At 56.1% G+C, this 18,194-nt stretch carries 16 protein-coding genes; 8 read left to right on the top strand and 8 right to left on the bottom strand.

Features of this window, described 5'->3' with window-relative positions; translation table 11 throughout:
- Positions 1–6: 6 nt before the first annotated feature.
- From KORM41_RS17280 to KORM41_RS17310, 6 genes are all read right to left on the bottom strand, one after another.
- A complete protein-coding gene (locus tag KORM41_RS17280) occupies positions 7–480 on the bottom strand; it encodes a hypothetical protein (RefSeq protein WP_068151193.1) in 474 nt (157 codons plus the stop codon).
- A 336-nt stretch (positions 481–816) separates the two neighbouring features.
- Positions 817–2,168, bottom strand: a protein-coding gene (locus KORM41_RS17285) for an IS3 family transposase (protein WP_156432039.1) whose coding sequence is annotated in 2 segments (ribosomal slippage) — positions 817–1,832 and positions 1,832–2,168 — 1,353 coding nt in all. Because the reading frame shifts where the segments join, the coding sequence is not laid out codon by codon here.
- A gap of 300 nt (positions 2,169–2,468) precedes the next feature.
- A complete protein-coding gene (pobA, locus tag KORM41_RS17295) occupies positions 2,469–3,638 on the bottom strand; it encodes a 4-hydroxybenzoate 3-monooxygenase (RefSeq protein WP_068151199.1) in 1,170 nt (389 codons plus the stop codon).
- Positions 3,639–3,690: 52 nt separating this feature from the next.
- Positions 3,691–4,539, bottom strand: a complete 849-nt coding sequence (locus KORM41_RS17300; RefSeq protein ID WP_068151203.1) for a class III extradiol dioxygenase family protein — start codon at positions 4,537–4,539, stop codon at positions 3,691–3,693.
- The gene (locus tag KORM41_RS17305) at positions 4,532–4,933 is read right to left on the bottom strand and encodes a protocatechuate 3,4-dioxygenase (protein WP_068151208.1); all 402 of its coding nucleotides are present in this window, start codon (positions 4,931–4,933) and stop codon (positions 4,532–4,534) included. Before KORM41_RS17305 ends, KORM41_RS17300 begins: the two co-directional genes overlap by 8 nt.
- Positions 4,934–5,085: 152 nt before the next feature.
- Complete coding sequence (locus KORM41_RS17310; RefSeq protein ID WP_231727316.1) at positions 5,086–5,988, bottom strand: helix-turn-helix domain-containing protein; 903 nt, start codon at positions 5,986–5,988, stop codon at positions 5,086–5,088.
- A 140-nt stretch (positions 5,989–6,128) separates the two neighbouring features.
- Here KORM41_RS17310 and KORM41_RS17315 point away from each other — a divergent pair, with 140 nt between their 5' ends.
- Positions 6,129–6,869 (top strand): GntR family transcriptional regulator, encoded by a 741-nt coding sequence (locus KORM41_RS17315; protein WP_068151214.1) that lies wholly within the window; start codon positions 6,129–6,131, stop codon positions 6,867–6,869.
- A 29-nt stretch (positions 6,870–6,898) separates the two neighbouring features.
- Here KORM41_RS17315 and purU read toward each other — a convergent pair whose 3' ends face one another.
- Positions 6,899–7,762, bottom strand: a complete 864-nt coding sequence (gene purU / locus KORM41_RS17320) for a formyltetrahydrofolate deformylase (RefSeq protein ID WP_068151217.1) — start codon at positions 7,760–7,762, stop codon at positions 6,899–6,901.
- Between the two features lie 226 nt (positions 7,763–7,988).
- Between purU and ligM the strand changes: the two genes are divergently transcribed.
- A complete protein-coding gene (ligM, locus tag KORM41_RS17325) occupies positions 7,989–9,386 on the top strand; it encodes a vanillate/3-O-methylgallate O-demethylase (RefSeq protein ID WP_068151219.1) in 1,398 nt (465 codons plus the stop codon).
- Between the two features lie 25 nt (positions 9,387–9,411).
- Positions 9,412–10,278 carry a methylenetetrahydrofolate reductase gene (locus tag KORM41_RS17330; RefSeq protein ID WP_068151222.1) on the top strand — a complete coding sequence of 289 codons (867 nt, stop codon included), beginning with the start codon at positions 9,412–9,414 and terminating at the stop codon, positions 10,276–10,278.
- 34 nt (positions 10,279–10,312) lie between these two features.
- Here the strand turns inward: KORM41_RS17330 and KORM41_RS17335 are convergent, their stop codons facing one another.
- Positions 10,313–10,735 (bottom strand): MarR family winged helix-turn-helix transcriptional regulator, encoded by a 423-nt coding sequence (locus KORM41_RS17335; protein ID WP_197421245.1) that lies wholly within the window; start codon positions 10,733–10,735, stop codon positions 10,313–10,315.
- A gap of 185 nt (positions 10,736–10,920) precedes the next feature.
- Between KORM41_RS17335 and KORM41_RS17340 the strand changes: the two genes are divergently transcribed.
- The 5 genes from KORM41_RS17340 (at position 10,921) to KORM41_RS17360 (ending at position 18,192) form a co-directional block, all read left to right on the top strand.
- The gene (locus KORM41_RS17340) at positions 10,921–12,255 is read left to right on the top strand and encodes an MFS transporter (protein ID WP_068151227.1); all 1,335 of its coding nucleotides are present in this window, start codon (positions 10,921–10,923) and stop codon (positions 12,253–12,255) included.
- Positions 12,256–12,277: 22 nt separating this feature from the next.
- Entirely contained in the window at positions 12,278–13,300 is a 1,023-nt protein-coding gene (locus KORM41_RS17345; RefSeq protein ID WP_068151230.1) for an AraC family transcriptional regulator, read from the top strand.
- A gap of 160 nt (positions 13,301–13,460) precedes the next feature.
- Positions 13,461–15,788 carry a TonB-dependent receptor gene (locus KORM41_RS17350; RefSeq protein ID WP_068151233.1) on the top strand — a complete coding sequence of 776 codons (2,328 nt, stop codon included), beginning with the start codon at positions 13,461–13,463 and terminating at the stop codon, positions 15,786–15,788.
- Between the two features lie 118 nt (positions 15,789–15,906).
- Positions 15,907–17,304, top strand: coding sequence for an aldehyde dehydrogenase (locus KORM41_RS17355; RefSeq protein ID WP_068151237.1), 1,398 nt, complete (start codon positions 15,907–15,909; stop codon positions 17,302–17,304).
- Positions 17,305–17,352: 48 nt separating this feature from the next.
- Positions 17,353–18,192, top strand: coding sequence for a p-hydroxycinnamoyl CoA hydratase/lyase (locus KORM41_RS17360; RefSeq protein WP_068151240.1), 840 nt, complete (start codon positions 17,353–17,355; stop codon positions 18,190–18,192).
- The last annotated feature ends 2 nt before the right edge of the window (positions 18,193–18,194 follow it).

Below are 18,194 nucleotides of genomic sequence, written 5' to 3' on the forward strand. Positions count from 1 at the left end.
TGCAGATCAAGCCTTTGACTCATCGGAGCTACCGTAGTTCCCAAATGAAAAGTGTCCGCGTCGCGACAGCTGAATGTCGTGTGTGTGCAGGATTTGTTGAAGTTGGACTAGGTTGTGGTCGATTACCTCAGAGCTGTGTTTTAGGTCGGTCACAACTTTCTCTAGTTCGCCAAAAAAATGGGAAAGGTCACCGCGTCCGGCTTTGTACTCGTCGTGCAGCTTTCTTGTGCTTGCAATTAGGGTGTGAATTTGACCGTCGCGAGCCTCCATGTAGCTTTTGATGCCTTCGAGATCGTCAGCGAACGCGGCTGCCGATGTAAACTGTTTATCGAGCAACTGAATGCCCGCGAGTGTCTTCTGAAACTTATTTGCAATCGCTTGAAACTCATCAATTTTTCCTTGTTGCAGCAATGCAATTATCCCATGCGGTATTGCACAGGCGAGACAAATGAGAATGAAGGGCAATACATTAAGCGTCATAATACTTCTCCACGACCTTTCGGGATGCCATTTTGATTTCTTCCAGCAATTGGGGGGCGACATTGTTTCCCAAGGTTGCTTCCAGCAAGAACAGCGTTGTCTGACATGTACGCAACGTCGCTTGCGCGATGCGCTCACCTCTCGATCCATAGACCTGTATGGATAGAGCTTGAAGTATCCATTTGTTGCGACTTAACCCGGCTTCTTTAGCCGAGCGATCGAGAAGGTTTAAAAAACGGCGGTCAGTGCGAAAAATTACTTGTGTCCGTCGTCAGAACATTTGAGACAGGTTATCTCCATTGATCAGGAGGATTGGTCTCAGGTTTGTGTTTCAGTTTAGGCAGCTTGCATCTGGTGAAGCAAGCGTCTTTGCCTGATGGTGTTTTCTTTGATTTTTCTCCTTTTCTCCAGAATGGCTTGTCCCCTGCCGAAGTAGACATCGGCAGGCGTCAGATTGTTCAGGCTTTCATGATACCTATGATGGTTATAGTGCTTGATGAAGCTGGCGATCTGCCGCTTGAGATCACCTGGCAGATAGTAGTTCTCAAGCAGAAGTCGGTTCTTCAACGTCTGGTGCCAGCGTTCGATCTTTCCCTGCGTCTGCGGATGATAGGGTGCGCCGCGCACATGGCTCATCTTCTGGCTTTCCAGGAAGTGAGCCAATTCCTCCGCCACATAAGACGAACCGTTGTCACTGAGAAGTCTCGGTCTATGGCTGACCTTCGCGCTGTCACAGCCTGACGCCTTCAGGGCCAGCTTGAGCGTGTCTTTCACATCCTCGGCCTTCATGGTCGTGCACAGCTTCCAGGCGATCACATGGCGGCTGTAATCATCCAGGATGGTGGACAGATACATCCAGCCCCAGCCAATGACCTTCAGGTATGTAAAGTCCGTCTGCCACATCTGATTGGGTGCTGTTGTCTTGTCCCGGAATTCATCAGCCGCCCGGATCACCACCCAGTTGGGGCTGGTGATCAAATCCTGTTCTTTCAGCATGCGGTATACACTAGCCTCAGAGACAAAATATCTCTGCGTGTCAGTGAAGCGTACTGCCAGTTCGCGGGGTGACAGATCAGGCTGTTCAAGCGCCATGTCGGTGACTTGCTGCCGAACCTTTTCTGGTATGCGGTTCCAGACCTTGCCTGGCACAGATGGCTTGTCGTCCAGCGCGTCTGGGCCGTCCGTCTCCAGCTTGTCCAGCCAGCGATAGAATGTTGGGCGCGATACGCCCAACATCTCCAGTGTTTGCTTGACCGGCAGGTGGCTCTCGCCCACTAACCGGATGATCTCACGCTTCTCAGCACCCGCATACCTCATGCGGGGTCTTCCCCATCCCCGATCATGCTTTTTTTGAGCAGGCGGTTCTCCAGCATCTGCTCCGCCAGCGCTTCCTTGAGGTCGCGTGTCTCGCGCTTCAGGGTTTTGACCTCGTCGGTCGTGGCCGCGCGTTCAGTGTCGCCTGCAAGGCGCTTCTTGCCAGCCTCCAGGAACTCTTTCGACCAACTATAATAGAGGCTTTGGGCGATACCTTCCCGACGGCACAGCTCCGCGATGCTGCCCTCCCCGCGCAGGCCTTCGATCACAATGCGGATCTTCTCTTCAGCGTTGAACTTGCGCCGGTTGGCGCGGCGGATGTCTTTGACCGCCTTTTCGGCGCCGCTTTTTGAACTTGCTGATTTTGCTCTCATCTTCATTCCTTACGTCATTACGATGAGACCAAAATCCTCCTTTAACAATATCTCAAATCTGTCTCATAGGCGCTGATGGGGAACAGGTGAGTTTTCTGGATATGCGTAAATTGCAATTAAGTATGATTTTTTTGAGTTGGTGTGAAGATTTTCTACGGATAAGAATCGAAAATTCTTATCGCTTGGGTCTTTTGGTGGCGCTCAGCGGCCTGCTGTTTTTCAGGGCTCTCGGGTTTGGGAAGTGGGGGAGGGCGGTGTTCACCCTCCCCCGCCATTAGGCTTTTCAGGGATAGGGGAAGCCTAAAGGGGAAGCCCGATGTAGTTTTCTGCGATGCTTGTCTGGGCCGCTTTCGATTGGGCGATATAGTCCAATTCGGCCACCTGCATGCGCCGGTCAAAGCCGCCAGCGTCCGGGAAGCGGTGCATCAGCATGGTCAGCGACCATGAGAAGCGCTCTGATTTCCAGATGCGGGCGAGGGCGGTTTCGGAATAGCTGTCGATGCCGCTGTCGTCGCCGTTCTTGAAATGCTGGATCAGGGCGCGAGACAAGTAGGCCACATCCGATGAGGCCAGATTGAGGCCCTTGGCGCCAGTTGGCGGCACCACGTGGGCCGCGTCGCCCGCCAGGAAAAGGCTGCCGTACCGGAGCTGATCAAACACGAAGGATCTCAGCGGCGCGATGGACTTCTCAATCGCCGGGCCGCGTGTGATGTTGGCAGCGGCTTCGGGCCCCAGCCGCACGGCCAGTTCGTCCCACAGCTTGTCATCGGGCCAGTCCTCCAGCGTTTCGGTCAGCGGAATCTGGATGTAATAGCGGCTGCGGGTCTTGGACCGCATGGAGGCCAGCGCGAAGCCGTTTTCGTGGCTGGCGTAGATCAGCTCTTCATTACAGGGCGGCACATCGGCCAGAATGCCAAGCCAGCCGAAGGGGTAGACTTTTTCGTGTTCCACGCCGAAGTCTTTCGGGAAGGCCTTCCTTGACGGGCCGTGGAAGCCGTCACACCCGGCGATGAAGCGCGCGTCCAGGCGCTCTTCCTTGCCGCCTTTGGTGTAAGTGACATAGGGGCTGTCACTGTTCACATCGTGCAGTTCGACGCCTTCGGCTTCATAGATGATATCGAGGCCGCGTTCTGGGGCGGCGTCCATCAGGTCTTTCGTCAGTTCTGTCTGGCCGTAGACCATGACCGATTGCCCGGTAAGGCCCTTCAGATCGATCCGGATGTTGCGTTCGCCGTCGGCCAGCAGGAAACCGTCGTGCGGCAGGCCTTCTGCGTGCATGCGTTCGCCCAGGCCCAGTTCATCCATCAGTGAGACAGAAACCTGTTCCAGAATGCCTGCCCGGATGCGGGAGAGTACGCGCTCGGCGGACCGGTGTTCAAGGACGACGGCATTAATGCCGGCTTTTCGGAGCGAATGGCCAAGCAGCAAGCCTGCGGGCCCAGCGCCAATGATGGCTACATCTGTTTTCATGGTCTTCCCTTTGTCAGTATTAGGTCGGTATTGGATTGTTCCAGGTGGTTTTTCAGGCTGCGTCCGGATTTTCCAGAAGCAGCACGCCTGCGCCGGTGTTTGAAATGGGCGCGTGATAATGTTTGTGCAGCGCATTTACTTTGGCGGGTAGCGCCCCGCGCATCACCAGCCACATGATCACTTCAATGCCTTCGGTACCGGCTTTCTCAATGATTTCGCTGTGGCTCTGCCGCGCCAGCCAATCCGGGTCGCTGATGATGTGCTCCATGCACTCAAGGTCATAATCCACATCGATGATGCCCGCGCGTTCGCCCTGCAGCTGGTGCGACAGGCCGCCCGTGCCGATGATCACAACCTTTTTGTCCTCAGGATACGATGCAATGGCTTTGCCGAGCGCTCTCCCCAGGTCAAGACAGCGCTTGGCGGACGGAAGCGGCTGAATAACCGTGTTCACGGCCAGCGGGATAACCTTCACGGGCCAATGGCCTAGGTGCCGCCACATCAGCCCCATGGGTACCACAAGGCCGTGGTCCACCAGCATTTCCTGGCAGGTTGTGATGTCGAATTCCTGTTCCACCAGCGAGTTGGCAAGGTGCCAGGAAAACTCCTCGTCGCCTTCAAAGTTGGTGGATGAGGGCAGGCCCCAGCCTTCGTCAGCATTCTCATATGTTTTGGCGCAGCCCAGTGCGAACGTGGGCACTTTATCAAGGAAGAAGTTCAGGCCGTGGTCATTATACACAACAATGGCGATGTCCGGTTGCTTCTCAGCCAGCCACTCTTTCACCGGCTCATAGCCGTCGAAAAAGCGTTTCCAATATGGGTCCTGTTCCAGCTTGTTTGCCATCGCGTTGCCGATGGCGGGGATGTGCGATGTGGTGATGCCGCCAATCAGCTTAGCCATGCCAGTATCCTTCCCGTTCCTCTAGCTTGTCCTGAAAGCCTTCGCTTTGATCCAAGAGGTGCTGCTTGAAGGCGTCTGTGGGGATGTTGTGGAAGGCGGCGCCAACGTCCTGAACCGAGAAACCGGCAGGAACAGCAAGCTTGGCCATATAATAGATGTTGCCGCCCTGGCGCAGCAGTTCAAGGAAGTCACCCTTGAGGAGCGCGTCTTTCTGGTTGGCGGGCAGGCCGTATTTGTCAGCATAAGCTGCCGGGTCTGCTTCATAGGCTTTGCGGTTTTCCTCCCGGTTGAAGGAAAAGAGCATTTTGTTCAGCTCATAGGCGTTCGCCGACCGTTTGCCGTCGAACACATAGGTGCCGGGTATCTTGTGATATGGCTTTTCTTCCCATGCCATGGTGGCTTCTCCCGCATTTCCAATGAGCGGAAAGTGTAAGGGAGCGGGGGGCTGGTATGAAATTCACTATCGACCCGCAATCTTGTACTTTTGGGCCAAAGTGATTGGTTTTTTGCCAAATAAGGCAGTGATGTTTGTACTAAGGGGCCAGTTTATTGATTCTGGAATGTTTCCCGGTCATGGGATTCGCGGTACTGGCCGGGTGCCATGCCCGTGGCTTTCTTGAAAGCGCGGGAGAAATAGGCGGGGTCTTTGAAGCCAAGGGTGTAGGCAACCTGGTCGGCGGGCTGGCGGGTATAGATCAAGAGGCGCTTGGCTTCGTTGATCAGTCGGGCCTGTATGAGCGCCTTTGCGCTTGAATGCATGCCGCCCCGGCACATTCGGTTCAGCGTGGACTTGGATGTATTCAGCTTTTCGGCGTAATCAGTGACCGTCCAGTGTTCCTGATAGTGTTCATCAACAAGCTGCTTGAAGCGGGCAAGGATACGGGTGTCCGAATGGGAGCCGGCGGCTTCAAGATGCTGGGTGTCAAGGTGTCGCCGCAAGGTCAGGAGAAGCAGGCTAAAGAGAAGCCTGAGGCTTTGGGACCGCCCCCCAGCCGCACCTTTGAATTCCTGGCGAATTTGCTGAATATAAAGCTTCAGGTCCGCCACACTCGTGTTGTCCTGATCAAGCGATGTGATGATCGGTGTCTCTATGATCGGGCGCAAAAAGTGCAAGGATTTTTCATATTCGCCGCCACTCAGGGCGCTTTCCCTGATCGAAATCACAACCCCTTCGCTGCCGGGGCCGAATTCGAACCCATGCACCGTGCCCACTGGCATGGTGATGATGGTGATCCCTTCCGTCGTGTGCTGGTCAGTTTCCAGATGAACGACAGTTTTCCCCTTGAAAATACAGATGATTTGGAAAAGCTGCGTGTGCCGATGCGGCTTGATCAGCCAGCCGTCTTCCCGGCTTCTATCTTCAATGAATTCCACATGAATGTCGTCCGCGCTTTCGGCGTCCGGCGTTTCGCCGTAAAGGCTGTACCAGGGGATTTGGCTGACATTCATGGTCATTGGAATTGGCCCAAGGTTGCAATCATTGATCTATAAGTACAATACCGCAGCATGGTGGTAAAGGGGCGCGCGCAGGATTGCTATGGCGCGAAGATGCTATTAGGGTGTCCCTCAGTAGTCCGGAGAGAGAAACCATGGAACAGTCCAGATCACGCCAACAGGTAAAGGCCATCATGCGCTTGCGCGAGCTTGTGATCTCTGGCCATTTCAAGCCCGGCGAGCGTATTTCCGAGCTGGCGATGGTGGATGTTCTGGGGATTTCCCGCACGCCCGTGCGCCTTGCACTGGGGCAACTTGCCTATGAAGGCCTGTTGAAGCCGCTGTCGCGCGGTGGGTTTGTGGTCAGCGACTTTTCCGTCGACGATATTTTCGACGCGATTGAGATCAGGGGCACGCTCGAAGGCACTGCGGCCCGCATGGCTGCAGAACGGCTGGGGAGCAAGTCTGAGGCAGACCCCCTGCGCAGGATTTACGCCCGGATCGAAGAGGTGGTCCGCCACGGGGGCGATGAAGACGAAATTTTTGAACAGTATGTGGAGCTGAACGAACAGTTCCATGATGAGATGCTGAAGCTGGCCAAGTGCCCGATGCTGGAACGCAGCCTGTCCCAGATTACGGCGCTGCCGTTTGCCTCGCCGAACGCTTTTGTGAAGGTGCAGGTGGAGCGCGAGCGCAAGTTCGACATCCTCTTGAACGCCCAATACCAGCACGCAGCGCTTATTGAGGCGATAGAACAGCGGGACGGCGGAAGGGCCTTTGCCATGGGGCAGGAACACGCCCGTCTTGCTGCCGCCAACCTCAGGTCCGCGATGAAGCAGGAAGACCTGTTCGCGAAAATCCCGGGCGCGCAGCTTGTGCGCCGCGGCAAGGATTAGCGGCGCTACCTGTTGCTGATTTTGAGGTGCTAGTCCTCGAACACCACAGTTTTTGAACCGTTGACCAGCACCCTGTCTGTCAGGAAATAATGCACCGCGCGGGCAAGTGTTCGCCTTTCCACGTCACGTCCTTTGCGCACCAGGTCATCTGGTTTGTCCCGGTGGCTGACGGCTTCGACATCCTGCGCGATAATGGGGCCTTCATCCAGATCTGCGGTCACGAAGTGGGCGGTGGCACCAATCATCTTCACGCCGCGCGAATGCGCCTGGTGATAAGGCTTGGCGCCCTTGAAGCCCGGCAGGAAGCTATGGTGGATGTTGATGCAGCGGCCTTCCAGATAGCGCGAGAAGTCATCGGACAGGATTTGCATATAGCGCGCCAGCACAATCAGCTCCGCGCCTGTTTCCTCGATGATCGCCTTGATCTGTGCTTCCTGCTGCGGCTTGGTTTCCTTTGTGATCGGCAGATGGTGATAGGGTATGTCGCCGATGGTTGTCAGGTTCAGGGCCTCCTGCGGGTGGTTTGAAATGACACCCACAACATCCGTATCCAGTTCGCCAATGCGCACGCGGTACAGCAGATCGCCCAAACAGTGGTCGAACTTGGAGACCAGCATCAGGGTTTTCTTCCGCTCCCGGCTGTCGCTCAGGCGCCAGTCCATGCCGAACTTGTCGGCCACGCCTTCCATATCCTGCCGGATGGACCCGACATCGTCGCTCTTGCCTTCAGGCAGGTTGAACTGAACGCGCATGAAGAACTGGCCTGTTTCCTCATCGTCAAATTGCTGGGCTTCCAGAATGTTGGCGCCGGCCTGGAAAAGGAGCGTGGACACATCCGCCACGATCCCTGGGCGGTTCTTGCAGGAGAGTGTCAGGACAAAAAACGGGTTCATTGAGAGGCTCCTTTTGCTTGCATAATCATAAGCGCTGACACAGAGAAAGGCAAAATTGCATGCAAAATCAACAAAAAAATAGAAAATATGCCGATTTAAATAGTTATTGACATATAATTGCATGCAATATAGGACAGTAGCGTAGCTTGCGTGTGGGCTGGCCGCGTGATCGAACGCGAATGTCTTCCAGTTTGCATGCAATTCCAGAGATGAGGAGGAAAGTCGGATGAGTAAAAGTAATTTGGAACAGGTGCTTGCGGGCGCTGGAAATACAGTTGATATGCTGCGCAATTCGCAGATTGGTGCCTATGTTTATCCGGTAGTTCCTACCGAATTTTCGAACTGGCGCGATGAACAGCGCGCCTGGCGCGACAAGGCAGTGCTTTTTGACCAGTCCCACCATATGGTGGACCTGTTCATCAACGGCCCGGACGCGGTGAAGCTTGTATCCGACCTTGCGATCAACACCTTCAATAACTTTCCGGTTGGCCGCGCGAAGCAGTTCGTGCCTTGCAGCTATGACGGCCATGTGATTGGCGACGGCATCCTGTTCCACCTGGAAGAAAACCATCTGGTGTTTGTTGGCCGCGCGCCTTCGGCAAACTGGATTCAGTTCCATGCTGAAACCGGCGGTTATGACGTAGAGATCATTTATGATGACCGCTCCCCATCCATGCCGATGGGTCGCCCGGTTGTTCGCAAGAACTACCGCTTCCAGATTCAGGGCCCGAACGCCTGGCAGGTGATTGAAAAGCTGAACGGCGGCCCAATGCCTGAGCTGAAGTTCTTCCATATGGGCACCATGAATATCGGCGGACGCAAGGTTAGCGCACTTCGCCACGGCATGGCAGGCGCTCCCGGTCTGGAGATTTGGGGCCCTTATGACGAATATCTGGAAATCCGTGACACCATCATGGAAGCGGGCCGTGAATTTGGCCTGACGCTGGTTGGCTCCCGTACTTATGCGACCAACACGCTCGAATCAGGCTGGATCCCGTCACCGCTGCCTGCGATCTACACAGGCGACAAGATGAAAGCCTACCGCGAGTGGCTCCCGGCCAACAGCTATGAGGCCATGGGCTCCATCGGCGGCAGCTTCGTGTCCGACAATATCGAAGACTATTACATGACGCCGTTTGAACTGGGCTATGGTCCGTTCATCAAGTTCGACCACGACTTTATCGGTCGTGAAGCGCTTGAGAAAATGGATGGCGACAGCCAGCGCCGCAAGGTGACCCTGGCCTGGAACGGTGAAGATGTTGCGAAACTGTTCGCGTCCTACTTCACGGGCGAAGAAAACTATAAGTTCTTCGACCTGCCGCTCGCGAACTATGCGTCCTCCAACTATGACGCCGTGACCCATGGCGGACATGATGTTGGCCTGTCCATGTTCACAGGCTATAGCGCAAACGAGCGTACTGTACTGTCGCTCGCGACCGTTGATCCGCGCGTCGAGATCGGCCAGGAAGTCAAGGTCCTGTGGGGCGAGCCAGATGGCGGCACCAATAAGCCGACGGTTGAAAAGCACAAGCAGCTTGAAATCCGTGCGGTTGTCAGCCCTGTGCCATATTCCAAGGTCGCGCGCGAAACTTACGCGGCCGGTTGGCGGACCGGTGATGCATGATCTGCATGCTCAAGGGGCTAGGGTCATGACGTTCAAGGCAGATGGCAGCAAAACGGCGCTTGCGCAGGTGCTGAAGGATTATTCAGCCGAAGTGACAGCGCCAGACCGCAAGTCGCTCGATGCTGCAGCTGATCTGATGGATCCAGGGTCGCGGGTTTATATCGCGTCCCTGCCCACGGATACCGCAGACCGGCTGGTATCGGCCGCCAAGCATCTGACCGATGCCGGGCTGGTGCCGGTGCCGCATATCGTGGCCCGCAACATTGAAAGCCTTGAAGCGCTCGAAAATCTGCTAAAGCGCCTGTCATCTGAGGCAGGCGTGGACCGCGCTCTTGTTCTGGGCGGTGACCGCGACAAGCCTGCTGGCAGCCTTGACTGCAGCCTGCAGATCATCAACTCCGGCCTTCTGGAAAAATACGGCATCACCAAGATCGCGCTTGGGACCTACCCTGAGGGACATCCGCGTGTGGCCGATGAAGTGCTGGATCAAGCGCTTCTGGATAAGGTGCAGGCGGCTAGGGATCATGGCCTTGAGTGTGTGTTGATCAGCCAGGTCTGTTTTGACCCGGAGCCTGTTGTGCGCCACATCCGGCGCTTGCGGGCCATGGGCATCAAGGAACGCATCCGCGTTGGTGTTGCGGGCCCCGCGAAGCGGACAACGCTCCTTAAATACGCGGTGATCTGCGGCGTTGGCGCATCGATGCGGGCGCTGAAGGAACGTCAGCAGCTTGCAAAGAACCTCGCGTCTGGTGAAACGCCGGAGAAAATTTTGACAGCACTTTCAGAAGCTCAGGCGGCAGAGCCCAGCCTGAACATCTGGGGCATCCATTTTTTCACCTTCGCTGCCTTTTCGGGCACAATCAATTTCGTCAAGGATATGGCAACCTGCTAACGTGCGGGTGAACCCCCGGAAGCCGGCAGGCTGTCTAGTCTGCCGGCGACCATAAGTGCCCAAGCGCCAGCATGAAGGGCTCGCGCAGGTTTTCCGGTATTTTGTCCAGAATGCTGCGTTCGTGTTCTTCAACAATTGTCATGACCTGTGCGGTGAGCTTCTCGCCCTCAGGTGTCAGTTCAAGCCCGTGAGACCGCCCGTCCAGGGGCTTACGAACGATGAGAGTGCGTTCTTCGAGGCGCGCAATCAGCGGTGCGATATTTGCCCGGGCGATATCCAGTGCTTTGCAGATAGCGCTTTGCCTGACGCCGGGGTTGGACACAATAACCAGAAGGACCGTAGCGTCGCTGATCCGTAAATCCAGGTCTGCAAGCCGTGAAGACAGGTCAGACATGGACATGGTTGATGCCCGCCTGAGGGCGTAGCCGGGATACTTTCGAAGTGGGTCAAATACCAATGGACTCTCTTCCGCGGATAGGTATATGGTTCGGCAAATGCTATATTATATAGCAATGTTGGTTGCAAGCATATGCTGCCTGGTCAGCGCGCCTGCATGGCAGGACGAAAACCTTTGGGAACAAGTGGGAAGCAGTTTTCAGCGGGTCAGGACCAGCGGCACACCATGCAGCAGGGAGGGAATGAATGAGTACCACGGGTAAAATTATGGATCCGGCCCAGATATTGGATCGGGCGCCAATGAATGGCTTTCAGATCATGGCGGTGACCATCTGCATTCTGTTGAATGCGCTGGATGGCTTTGATGTGCTTGCAATCAGCTTCGCGTCGCCGGGGATTGCCGCCGAATGGTCGATCAGCCGGGCTGAGCTCGGCGTCGTGTTGGCGATGGAGCTGTTCGGCATGGCGATCGGCTCGATCACACTGGGCGGTTTGGCTGACAGGTTCGGCAGGCGCCCGACGATCCTCTTGTGTCTCGTGCTCATGACCATCGGTATGTATCTGGCGTCTCTGGCGTCATCTGTGAATGAGCTGCTGGTGATCCGCTTTGCCACAGGGCTGGGCATCGGCGGCATGCTGGCCTCCACGAACGCCATGGTTGCCGAATTTTCCAATGCCAAGAGGCGGAACCTTGCCGTGATCCTGATGGCTGCGGGGTATCCCCTGGGGGCAATTGCCGGTGGGTCCGTCGCCACAATGCTGCTGGAACAGTTTGACTGGCGTGCAATTTTTGTATTTGGCGCCATTGTAACGGGCGCCTTCCTGCTGATTGTCTGGTTCCTTCTGCCGGAATCCATTGGCTACCTCAGCCATAAACAACCGGCCGGGGCCCTTGAGAAGATCAACAAGACGCTGAAGAAAATGGGGCACGAGGCCGTTTCCGCCTTGCCCGCCCTTCTGCCAGAGGGGAAAAGCAACAGCTACAAGGTGCTGTTCACGGACAAGTTCCGCCGCCTCACGCTTTTGCTGATCATCGGCTATTTCACCCACATCATGACCTTCTATTATATCCTGAAATGGATTCCCAAGATCGTCGTGGATATGGGGTATGAGGCGTCTCTCGCCGGTTCAGTTCTTGTTTGGGCCAATGTGGGCGGCGCAACCGGGGCGCTTGTTCTTGGTCTGATTGCTAGCGGCGAAAGGCTGCGCAAGTCGCTTATCGGCGTGCTTGTGCTGTCGTTTGTGATGATCTGTGTCTTCGGGCTTGGGCAGGAAAGCATTCCAACCCTGTCTGCAGTCGCGGCCATGACCGGCTTCTTCACCAACGCGGGCGTGGTTGGCTTCTATGCCCTGATAGCCAGCAGCTTCCCGGCTGAAGTTCGGGCCAGTGGTACTGGCATCGTGATTGGCATCGGGCGCGGCGGTGCGGCGCTTGGGCCCGTCATCGCGGGCCTTCTGTTCAGCGCGGGCCATGGCCTTATGACCGTATCCATCGTGATGGGGATTGGCGCACTGTTGGCTGCGGGTGTAATATACCTGCTGAAACCCGCAGAGCAGGCAGCCGACACCGGCAAGGCCTGACGGGGAGAAACGGTAGGCGGCAATGACTGCAGCCAATATTTTCCTGAGCGAACTTTACCGGCTGGCTGACCGCAAGGGGCTGGACGCTCAGGGGCTGCTGTCGCGCGCCGGAATCAGCCCGGAGGCCATTAACGCGCCGGGCGTTCGGGTGGACACCGAAAAGCTGGCGGTGATCGTTCAGGGGATATGGGACGGCGTTGAAGATGAAGCCATGGGCTTGTCGGCAAGCACCATTCCCCGGGGCTCTTTCCATATGATGGGTACTGTTGCCATTGGCGAGCGTAACCTCAGGCAGGCGCTCCTGATGGGAATACGCTTTTATGCCATGGTAACAGACGCTTTCAGCATGGAACTGAAGGAGGAGGGCGATCAGGCCATCCTCAAGTTTCATATGGTGTCGCCCGAACTCGATAAGTCTCACCTGTTTGCCGAAATCAACCTCATGGGCTGGCACCGGTTTGCATCATGGCTGATTTCTGAAAATGTGGTGTTGAACGTTGTTTATTTCGATTATGCGCCGCCCAAATATGTTTCCGAATATGCTTATCTGTTCCCGGGCGAACATCACTTCGGCGCAGATTTTCAGGGCTTTTCGTTCCACAGGAAGTTCCTTGATCATGAAATTTTGCGAAACAAGGCTGCCTTGAAGCGATTCATAAAACGGTGCCCAAACGACTTCTTCATCCAGCCCAAGACCGACTTCAGCCTCACCTCTGAGCTGAAGCGCATGCTGAAGAAGAAGCTGCCGGACAGCTTCCCCGTTATTGATGAAGTGGCTGACACCCTGCACATGACCAGGCGCACGCTGATCCGAAAGCTCAGTGACGAGGGCACATCATACCAGAAGCTCAAGAATTTGGTGCGGTGCGACCATGCTGTCTATTTGCTGACGAAACGCACCATGCCGCTGGCGGCCGTGGCCGAAGCGGTCGGGTTTTCTGACCCGGCGGTGTTCACGCGCGCCTTCAAGGCCTGGACTGGCGTATCGCCCAGGGACTATCGCCGGACCGCCGGCGCACCGAATACTGAGGAAATGCAAGAGTGATCGCATGTGCTTTTTTTGCAAAGTTTTCTGGCACTACGTGCAATTCTATCCATTCCAATAATTGAATAATCTCTCAACCATGCGCGGGGAAGGCGCACTGGCTCCATGAACTAATCAAGGGAAAGTCTCGGGGAAGCCCGATGACAGAGGAGGGAATATCATGACTAAGTCTTTTGAATTAACGGGGGCGGCCAATCGTTTCAGGCGGGCCGCATTGACAACAACCATCCTTGCTGCAGGCTTTGGTGTGCCGGCTGCTTACGCACAGGACGCTGGTGAAGCAGCGGATGCTGGCGGATTTGCGATCGAAGAGATCATGGTGACCGCGCAGAAGCGTTTGCAAAGCAGCCAGGATATCGCGGCTGCGATCACGGCGATCGGTAGTGACGAGCTGGACCGCACCAACTTCAACAATATTGAAGACCTGCAGAATATGGCGCCCAGCCTGCAAATCGGCGAAAGCTTCGGTTTTGCGCAAGTAATGGTTCGCGGTGTTGGTACCGATAACCCGTTCGCGGGCGGTGACCCATCTGTGGCCATGCATATTGACGGTGCTGTGATCGGCCAGTCTTCGGCGCAGTTTGGCGCGCTGTTCGATATTGCTCGGATCGAGGTACTGCGCGGCCCGCAGGGTACGCTTTATGGCCGGAACGCCACTGGTGGTTCCGTGAACGTGATTACCAACCAGCCAACGGAAGAAACAGAAGGCTATGCCCGCCTGACGTACGGTAACTATGACCTGATCAAGTTTGAAGGTGCAGTTGGCGGGTCGCTGAGCGACAACCTGATGGGCCGTGTTGCTGTTCGTTACGTTAACCGTGGCGGTTACGGCGAAAACATCGCTGACGGCAGCGACATTGACGATGCGGATCAGATCTCCTTCCGTGGTCAGCTCCTGTGGAATATCTCCGAAGGCGCGTCCCTCAGGCTCGCGGCAGAGCACCATGAAGAAGACGACCGGAACTATATCCCAAAATTCCGCGCGGCATCCTATGATCCAGCCCCGCTGCCTGCGCTTGAGCCACAGCCAACTGACGGCATCCGGGCAACAGACCCACGGGATATCAATTCCAACGTGAACCTGCAGAACAAGCGCAACCAGGACAGCTTCACCGCTGAACTGAACGTGGACCTGAATGACACATTCACGCTGACGTCGCTGACCAACTATCAGACGTTCGAGAAGACGCCACAGGCTGACTTCGACATGACGGCAAATGATTTCTACATCTGGTCTGAAAGCTTCGACACCAAGCAGTTCAGTGAAGAATTGCGCCTGAACTTCGACACAGACCGCCTGCACGGCCTGGTTGGTGCCTATTACTACAGTGAGAAGATCAGTTCGGATAACCGTTTGGATATTCCGATTGTGCCACAGTTTGTCGCGGATGCAGTGCCAGGCCTCGCGGGTTGCGGGTTCGACGACAATGTGTCTGACCAGATTATCGGTGCAGATCCTTCCGTTCTCTGTTTCCATTTCCGCGGCACCAGTGACACAGATGCCTATGCGCTGTTTGCCAACGTGGCCTATGACATCTCAGACAAGCTCAGCCTGAACATCGGTGGCCGCTATAGCCACGAAAAGAAACAGGGTGACACAGACCGCTGGACGGCGCCGGGTGCACCGGTTCTGACATTCGCGGATGAGAAGAGCTTCAGCAAATTCACGCCAAGCGTTCGCCTTGAGTGGAAGGCAAATGACGACGTGCTGATGTATGCTGGCTATTCCAAAGGCTTCAAAAGCGGCATCTTCCTGACCGGCCAGCGCTCGCCAGTGCTGGATCCGGAAATTGTCGATGCTTATGAAGTCGGTCTGAAGGGCCTGTTCCTTGATCGTCGCCTGCAGTTCAATGCCGCTGCGTTCTACTATGACTTCACCAACTTGCAGCAAGGCCGCAGTGTTCCGGCCGGCACCAGCGGCTTCACGCTTGTCTATGAAAACGCAGCGTCTGCGGAGATCAAAGGTCTTGAGGCAGAGTTCAACTTCATGGCGACAGAGAATGTGCGTGTGTTTGGTTCCACGACCTTCCTCGATGCGACATTCGATGACTATGTTACTACAGACCCGTTTGACACTGTTTACCAGCAGCTTGGGCTGATTGATGCGGGTATTGACCTGTCGCAACAGCTTGGTGGCAACCGCATGGTCCAGTCGCCTAAGTGGGCAGGCACCATCGGTCTCGCAGTGAACACGCACCTGCCTGGTTCCGATTGGTTCGCAGAGGCCACAGCGTCCATGACGCACAAGGGCCGGGTATATTTCTCCCAGTTCAACCATGAAGCCCTGAGCCAGGAAGGCGTGACCACAATGGACGCAAGCCTTCGGTTCACGTCGCCTGACGATCGGTGGTCGGTCAATGTCTGGGGTAAAAACCTGACGAACGAGACCATCTACCAGGGTACGTTCATCCTGAACTCTTCCCGGACGAACGCTGGCTTCCTGGCAGCGCCAAGGACCTTCGGTGTCACCGTGGGAATGAATTTCTAGGGTCCCTTTCCCGAAGGTGGGAGGCCTTGCGGGGCCTCCCAATTTTAAAAAATGTGGATAATGTTTAGAGTGAAGCGTTTGAATTCCGAAGATGGTGGGCGCGCCAAGGGAGAATCCAATGAATTTTGACCGTATCAACCCGCTGACAGGTGAGGTGGCCAGCAGTGCTGCCGCCATGAAGCCAGCAGATATCCCCGCCGTTGTTGAAGCGGCGGAAAAAGGTTTCGCTGAGTGGTCCAAAATGGGCCCCAATGCGCGCCGTACTGTGCTTCTGGACGCCGCAGCCGCGCTTTCGTCCAAGCAGGATGAATTTGTCGAAGCCATGATGAATGAGATTGGCGCGACCGCGGGCTGGGCGATGTTCAACTTGATGCTTGCGACATCCATGATGCGTGAGGCGGCTTCGATTACCACCCAGATCGGCGGAGAGGTTATCCCGTCTGACAAGCCGGGCTTCCTGGCCATGGCGGTCCGCGAGCCGGTTGGTGTGATCCTTGGCATTGCGCCCTGGAATGCGCCGATCATTCTGGGCGTGCGGGCGGTTGCCACGGCGCTGGCCTGCGGTAATTCGGTTATTCTGAAAGCGTCTGAAATCTGCCCCCGGACACACGGGCTGATCATTGAAGCGCTTGAGGCGGCAGGCTTCCCTGAAGGTACGGTCAATGTTGTGACCAACGCGCCGGAAGATGCGGGCGATGTCGTTGGTGCCCTGATCGACCATCCATCTGTCAAACGCATCAATTTCACCGGCTCAACCGAGGTGGGGCGCATCATTGCCAAGCGCGCGGCCGAGCACCTTAAGCCCTGCCTCTTGGAACTGGGCGGCAAAGCGCCGTTCCTGGTGCTGGAGGACGCTGACCTTGATGAGGCAGTAAAGGCCGCAGCCTTTGGTGCCTTCATGAACCAGGGGCAGATTTGCATGTCCACGGAACGCATCATTGTTGTGGACGCGGTGGCCGATGCCTTCGCTGAAAAACTGGCGGCGAAAGTGAAATCCATGGCCACCGGCGACCCGCGCGAGGGCAATACCCCGCTTGGTGCCGTTGTGGACCAGAAAACCGTTTCAAAGGTGAATGCCCTTATTGATGACGCTGTGGGCCATGGCGCCAAGCTTTTGGCTGGCGGCAAGGCGGATTCCGTTCTGATGCCAGCGACCCTGGTTGACGGCGTGGCATCTGACATGAAGCTGTACCGTGACGAAAGTTTCGGCCCGGTGGTGGCCATGATCCGCGCGAAAGACGAGGCCGACGCCATCCGCATCGCAAATGATAGCGAATACGGCCTGTCTGCCGCAGTCTTCACACGCGATGCAGCGCGCGGCCTTAAGGTGGCCCGCCAGATCAAATCTGGTATCTGCCATGTGAACAGCCCAACCGTTCAGGATGAGGCGCAAATGCCGTTCGGTGGCGTTGGGGCATCCGGTTACGGCAAGTTTGGCGGCAAGGCCGGGATCGACAGCTTTACCGAACTTCGCTGGATTACTGTGGCTTCTGAGCCCGGGCACTATCCGATCTAGGCCAAGTCTGGACCTGAATTTATTCGAGTAATAAGGAAAGTAAGAACAATGACTGAAGCAGAGCGCAAGGAAGAAGACACAGTCGCATACACCATTGAAAATGGTATTGCCTGGGTCAAGTTTAACCGCCCGGAGAAACGCAACTGCATGAGCCCGAAGCTCAATCGCCAGATGATGCGGGTGCTCGATGAGCTTGAGTTCAGCGACGAGGTTGGCGTGCTGGTGCTGACCGGCGAAGGGTCGGCCTGGTCCGCGGGGATGGACCTCAAGGAATATTTCCGCGAGACCGAGGCACAGGGCCTTGGTGCGGTACGGAAATCCCAGAGCGAGGCATACGGCTGGTGGCGCCGCCTGCGTTGGTATCAGAAGCCAACGATCGCGATGGTGAACGGCTGGTGCTTTGGTGGCGGCTATGGCCCACTGCACGCCTGTGACCTGGCCTTTGCCGCCGATGAGGCCCAGTTCGGCCTGAGCGAAATCAACTGGGGTATCCTGCCGGGTGGCGGGGCCACCAAGGTTGCGACCAACCTCCTGAATATGCGCAATGCCATGTATCATGCCATGATGGGCGAAAACATCGATGGCAAAAAGGCTGCGGAATGGGGCCTGGTGAACGAGTCCGTGCCGCTTGATAAGCTCAAGGGCCGGGTTACGGAAGTGGCGAATGTGCTGCTTGAGAAAAATCCGGTGGCCCTGAAGGCAACCAAGGATGCCGTGCGCCGCGTGATGGAAATGACCTACGACAATGCGGAAGATTTCCTGATCCGTGCGCAGGAAGCAGCCAATTCGTTCGATAATGACGGGCGCAAGGAAGGCATCCGGCAGTTTATCGATGACAAGAGCTATAAGCCCGGGCTTGGGGCTTATGACAAATCGAAGCATTCGTAACG

This window comes from Kordiimonas lipolytica (genome assembly GCF_001550065.1).

What these genes read in the sequence shown, in the direction of transcription:
- KORM41_RS17280 (WP_068151193.1), bottom strand. Translation starts at nt 480, where the DNA reads ATGACGCTTAATGTATTGCCCTTCATTCTCATTTGTCTCGCCTGTGCA.
- pobA (WP_068151199.1), bottom strand. Translation starts at nt 3,638, where the DNA reads ATGAAAACAGATGTAGCCATCATTGGCGCTGGGCCCGCAGGCTTGCTG.
- KORM41_RS17300 (WP_068151203.1), bottom strand. Translation starts at nt 4,539, where the DNA reads ATGGCTAAGCTGATTGGCGGCATCACCACATCGCACATCCCCGCCATC.
- KORM41_RS17305 (WP_068151208.1), bottom strand. Translation starts at nt 4,933, where the DNA reads ATGGCATGGGAAGAAAAGCCATATCACAAGATACCCGGCACCTATGTG.
- KORM41_RS17310 (WP_231727316.1), bottom strand. Translation starts at nt 5,988, where the DNA reads ATGAATGTCAGCCAAATCCCCTGGTACAGCCTTTACGGCGAAACGCCG.
- KORM41_RS17315 (WP_068151214.1), top strand. Translation starts at nt 6,129, where the DNA reads ATGGAACAGTCCAGATCACGCCAACAGGTAAAGGCCATCATGCGCTTG.
- purU (WP_068151217.1), bottom strand. Translation starts at nt 7,762, where the DNA reads ATGAACCCGTTTTTTGTCCTGACACTCTCCTGCAAGAACCGCCCAGGG.
- ligM (WP_068151219.1), top strand. Translation starts at nt 7,989, where the DNA reads ATGAGTAAAAGTAATTTGGAACAGGTGCTTGCGGGCGCTGGAAATACA.
- KORM41_RS17330 (WP_068151222.1), top strand. Translation starts at nt 9,412, where the DNA reads ATGACGTTCAAGGCAGATGGCAGCAAAACGGCGCTTGCGCAGGTGCTG.
- KORM41_RS17340 (WP_068151227.1), top strand. Translation starts at nt 10,921, where the DNA reads ATGAGTACCACGGGTAAAATTATGGATCCGGCCCAGATATTGGATCGG.
- KORM41_RS17345 (WP_068151230.1), top strand. Translation starts at nt 12,278, where the DNA reads ATGACTGCAGCCAATATTTTCCTGAGCGAACTTTACCGGCTGGCTGAC.
- KORM41_RS17350 (WP_068151233.1), top strand. Translation starts at nt 13,461, where the DNA reads ATGACTAAGTCTTTTGAATTAACGGGGGCGGCCAATCGTTTCAGGCGG.
- KORM41_RS17355 (WP_068151237.1), top strand. Translation starts at nt 15,907, where the DNA reads ATGAATTTTGACCGTATCAACCCGCTGACAGGTGAGGTGGCCAGCAGT.
- KORM41_RS17360 (WP_068151240.1), top strand. Translation starts at nt 17,353, where the DNA reads ATGACTGAAGCAGAGCGCAAGGAAGAAGACACAGTCGCATACACCATT.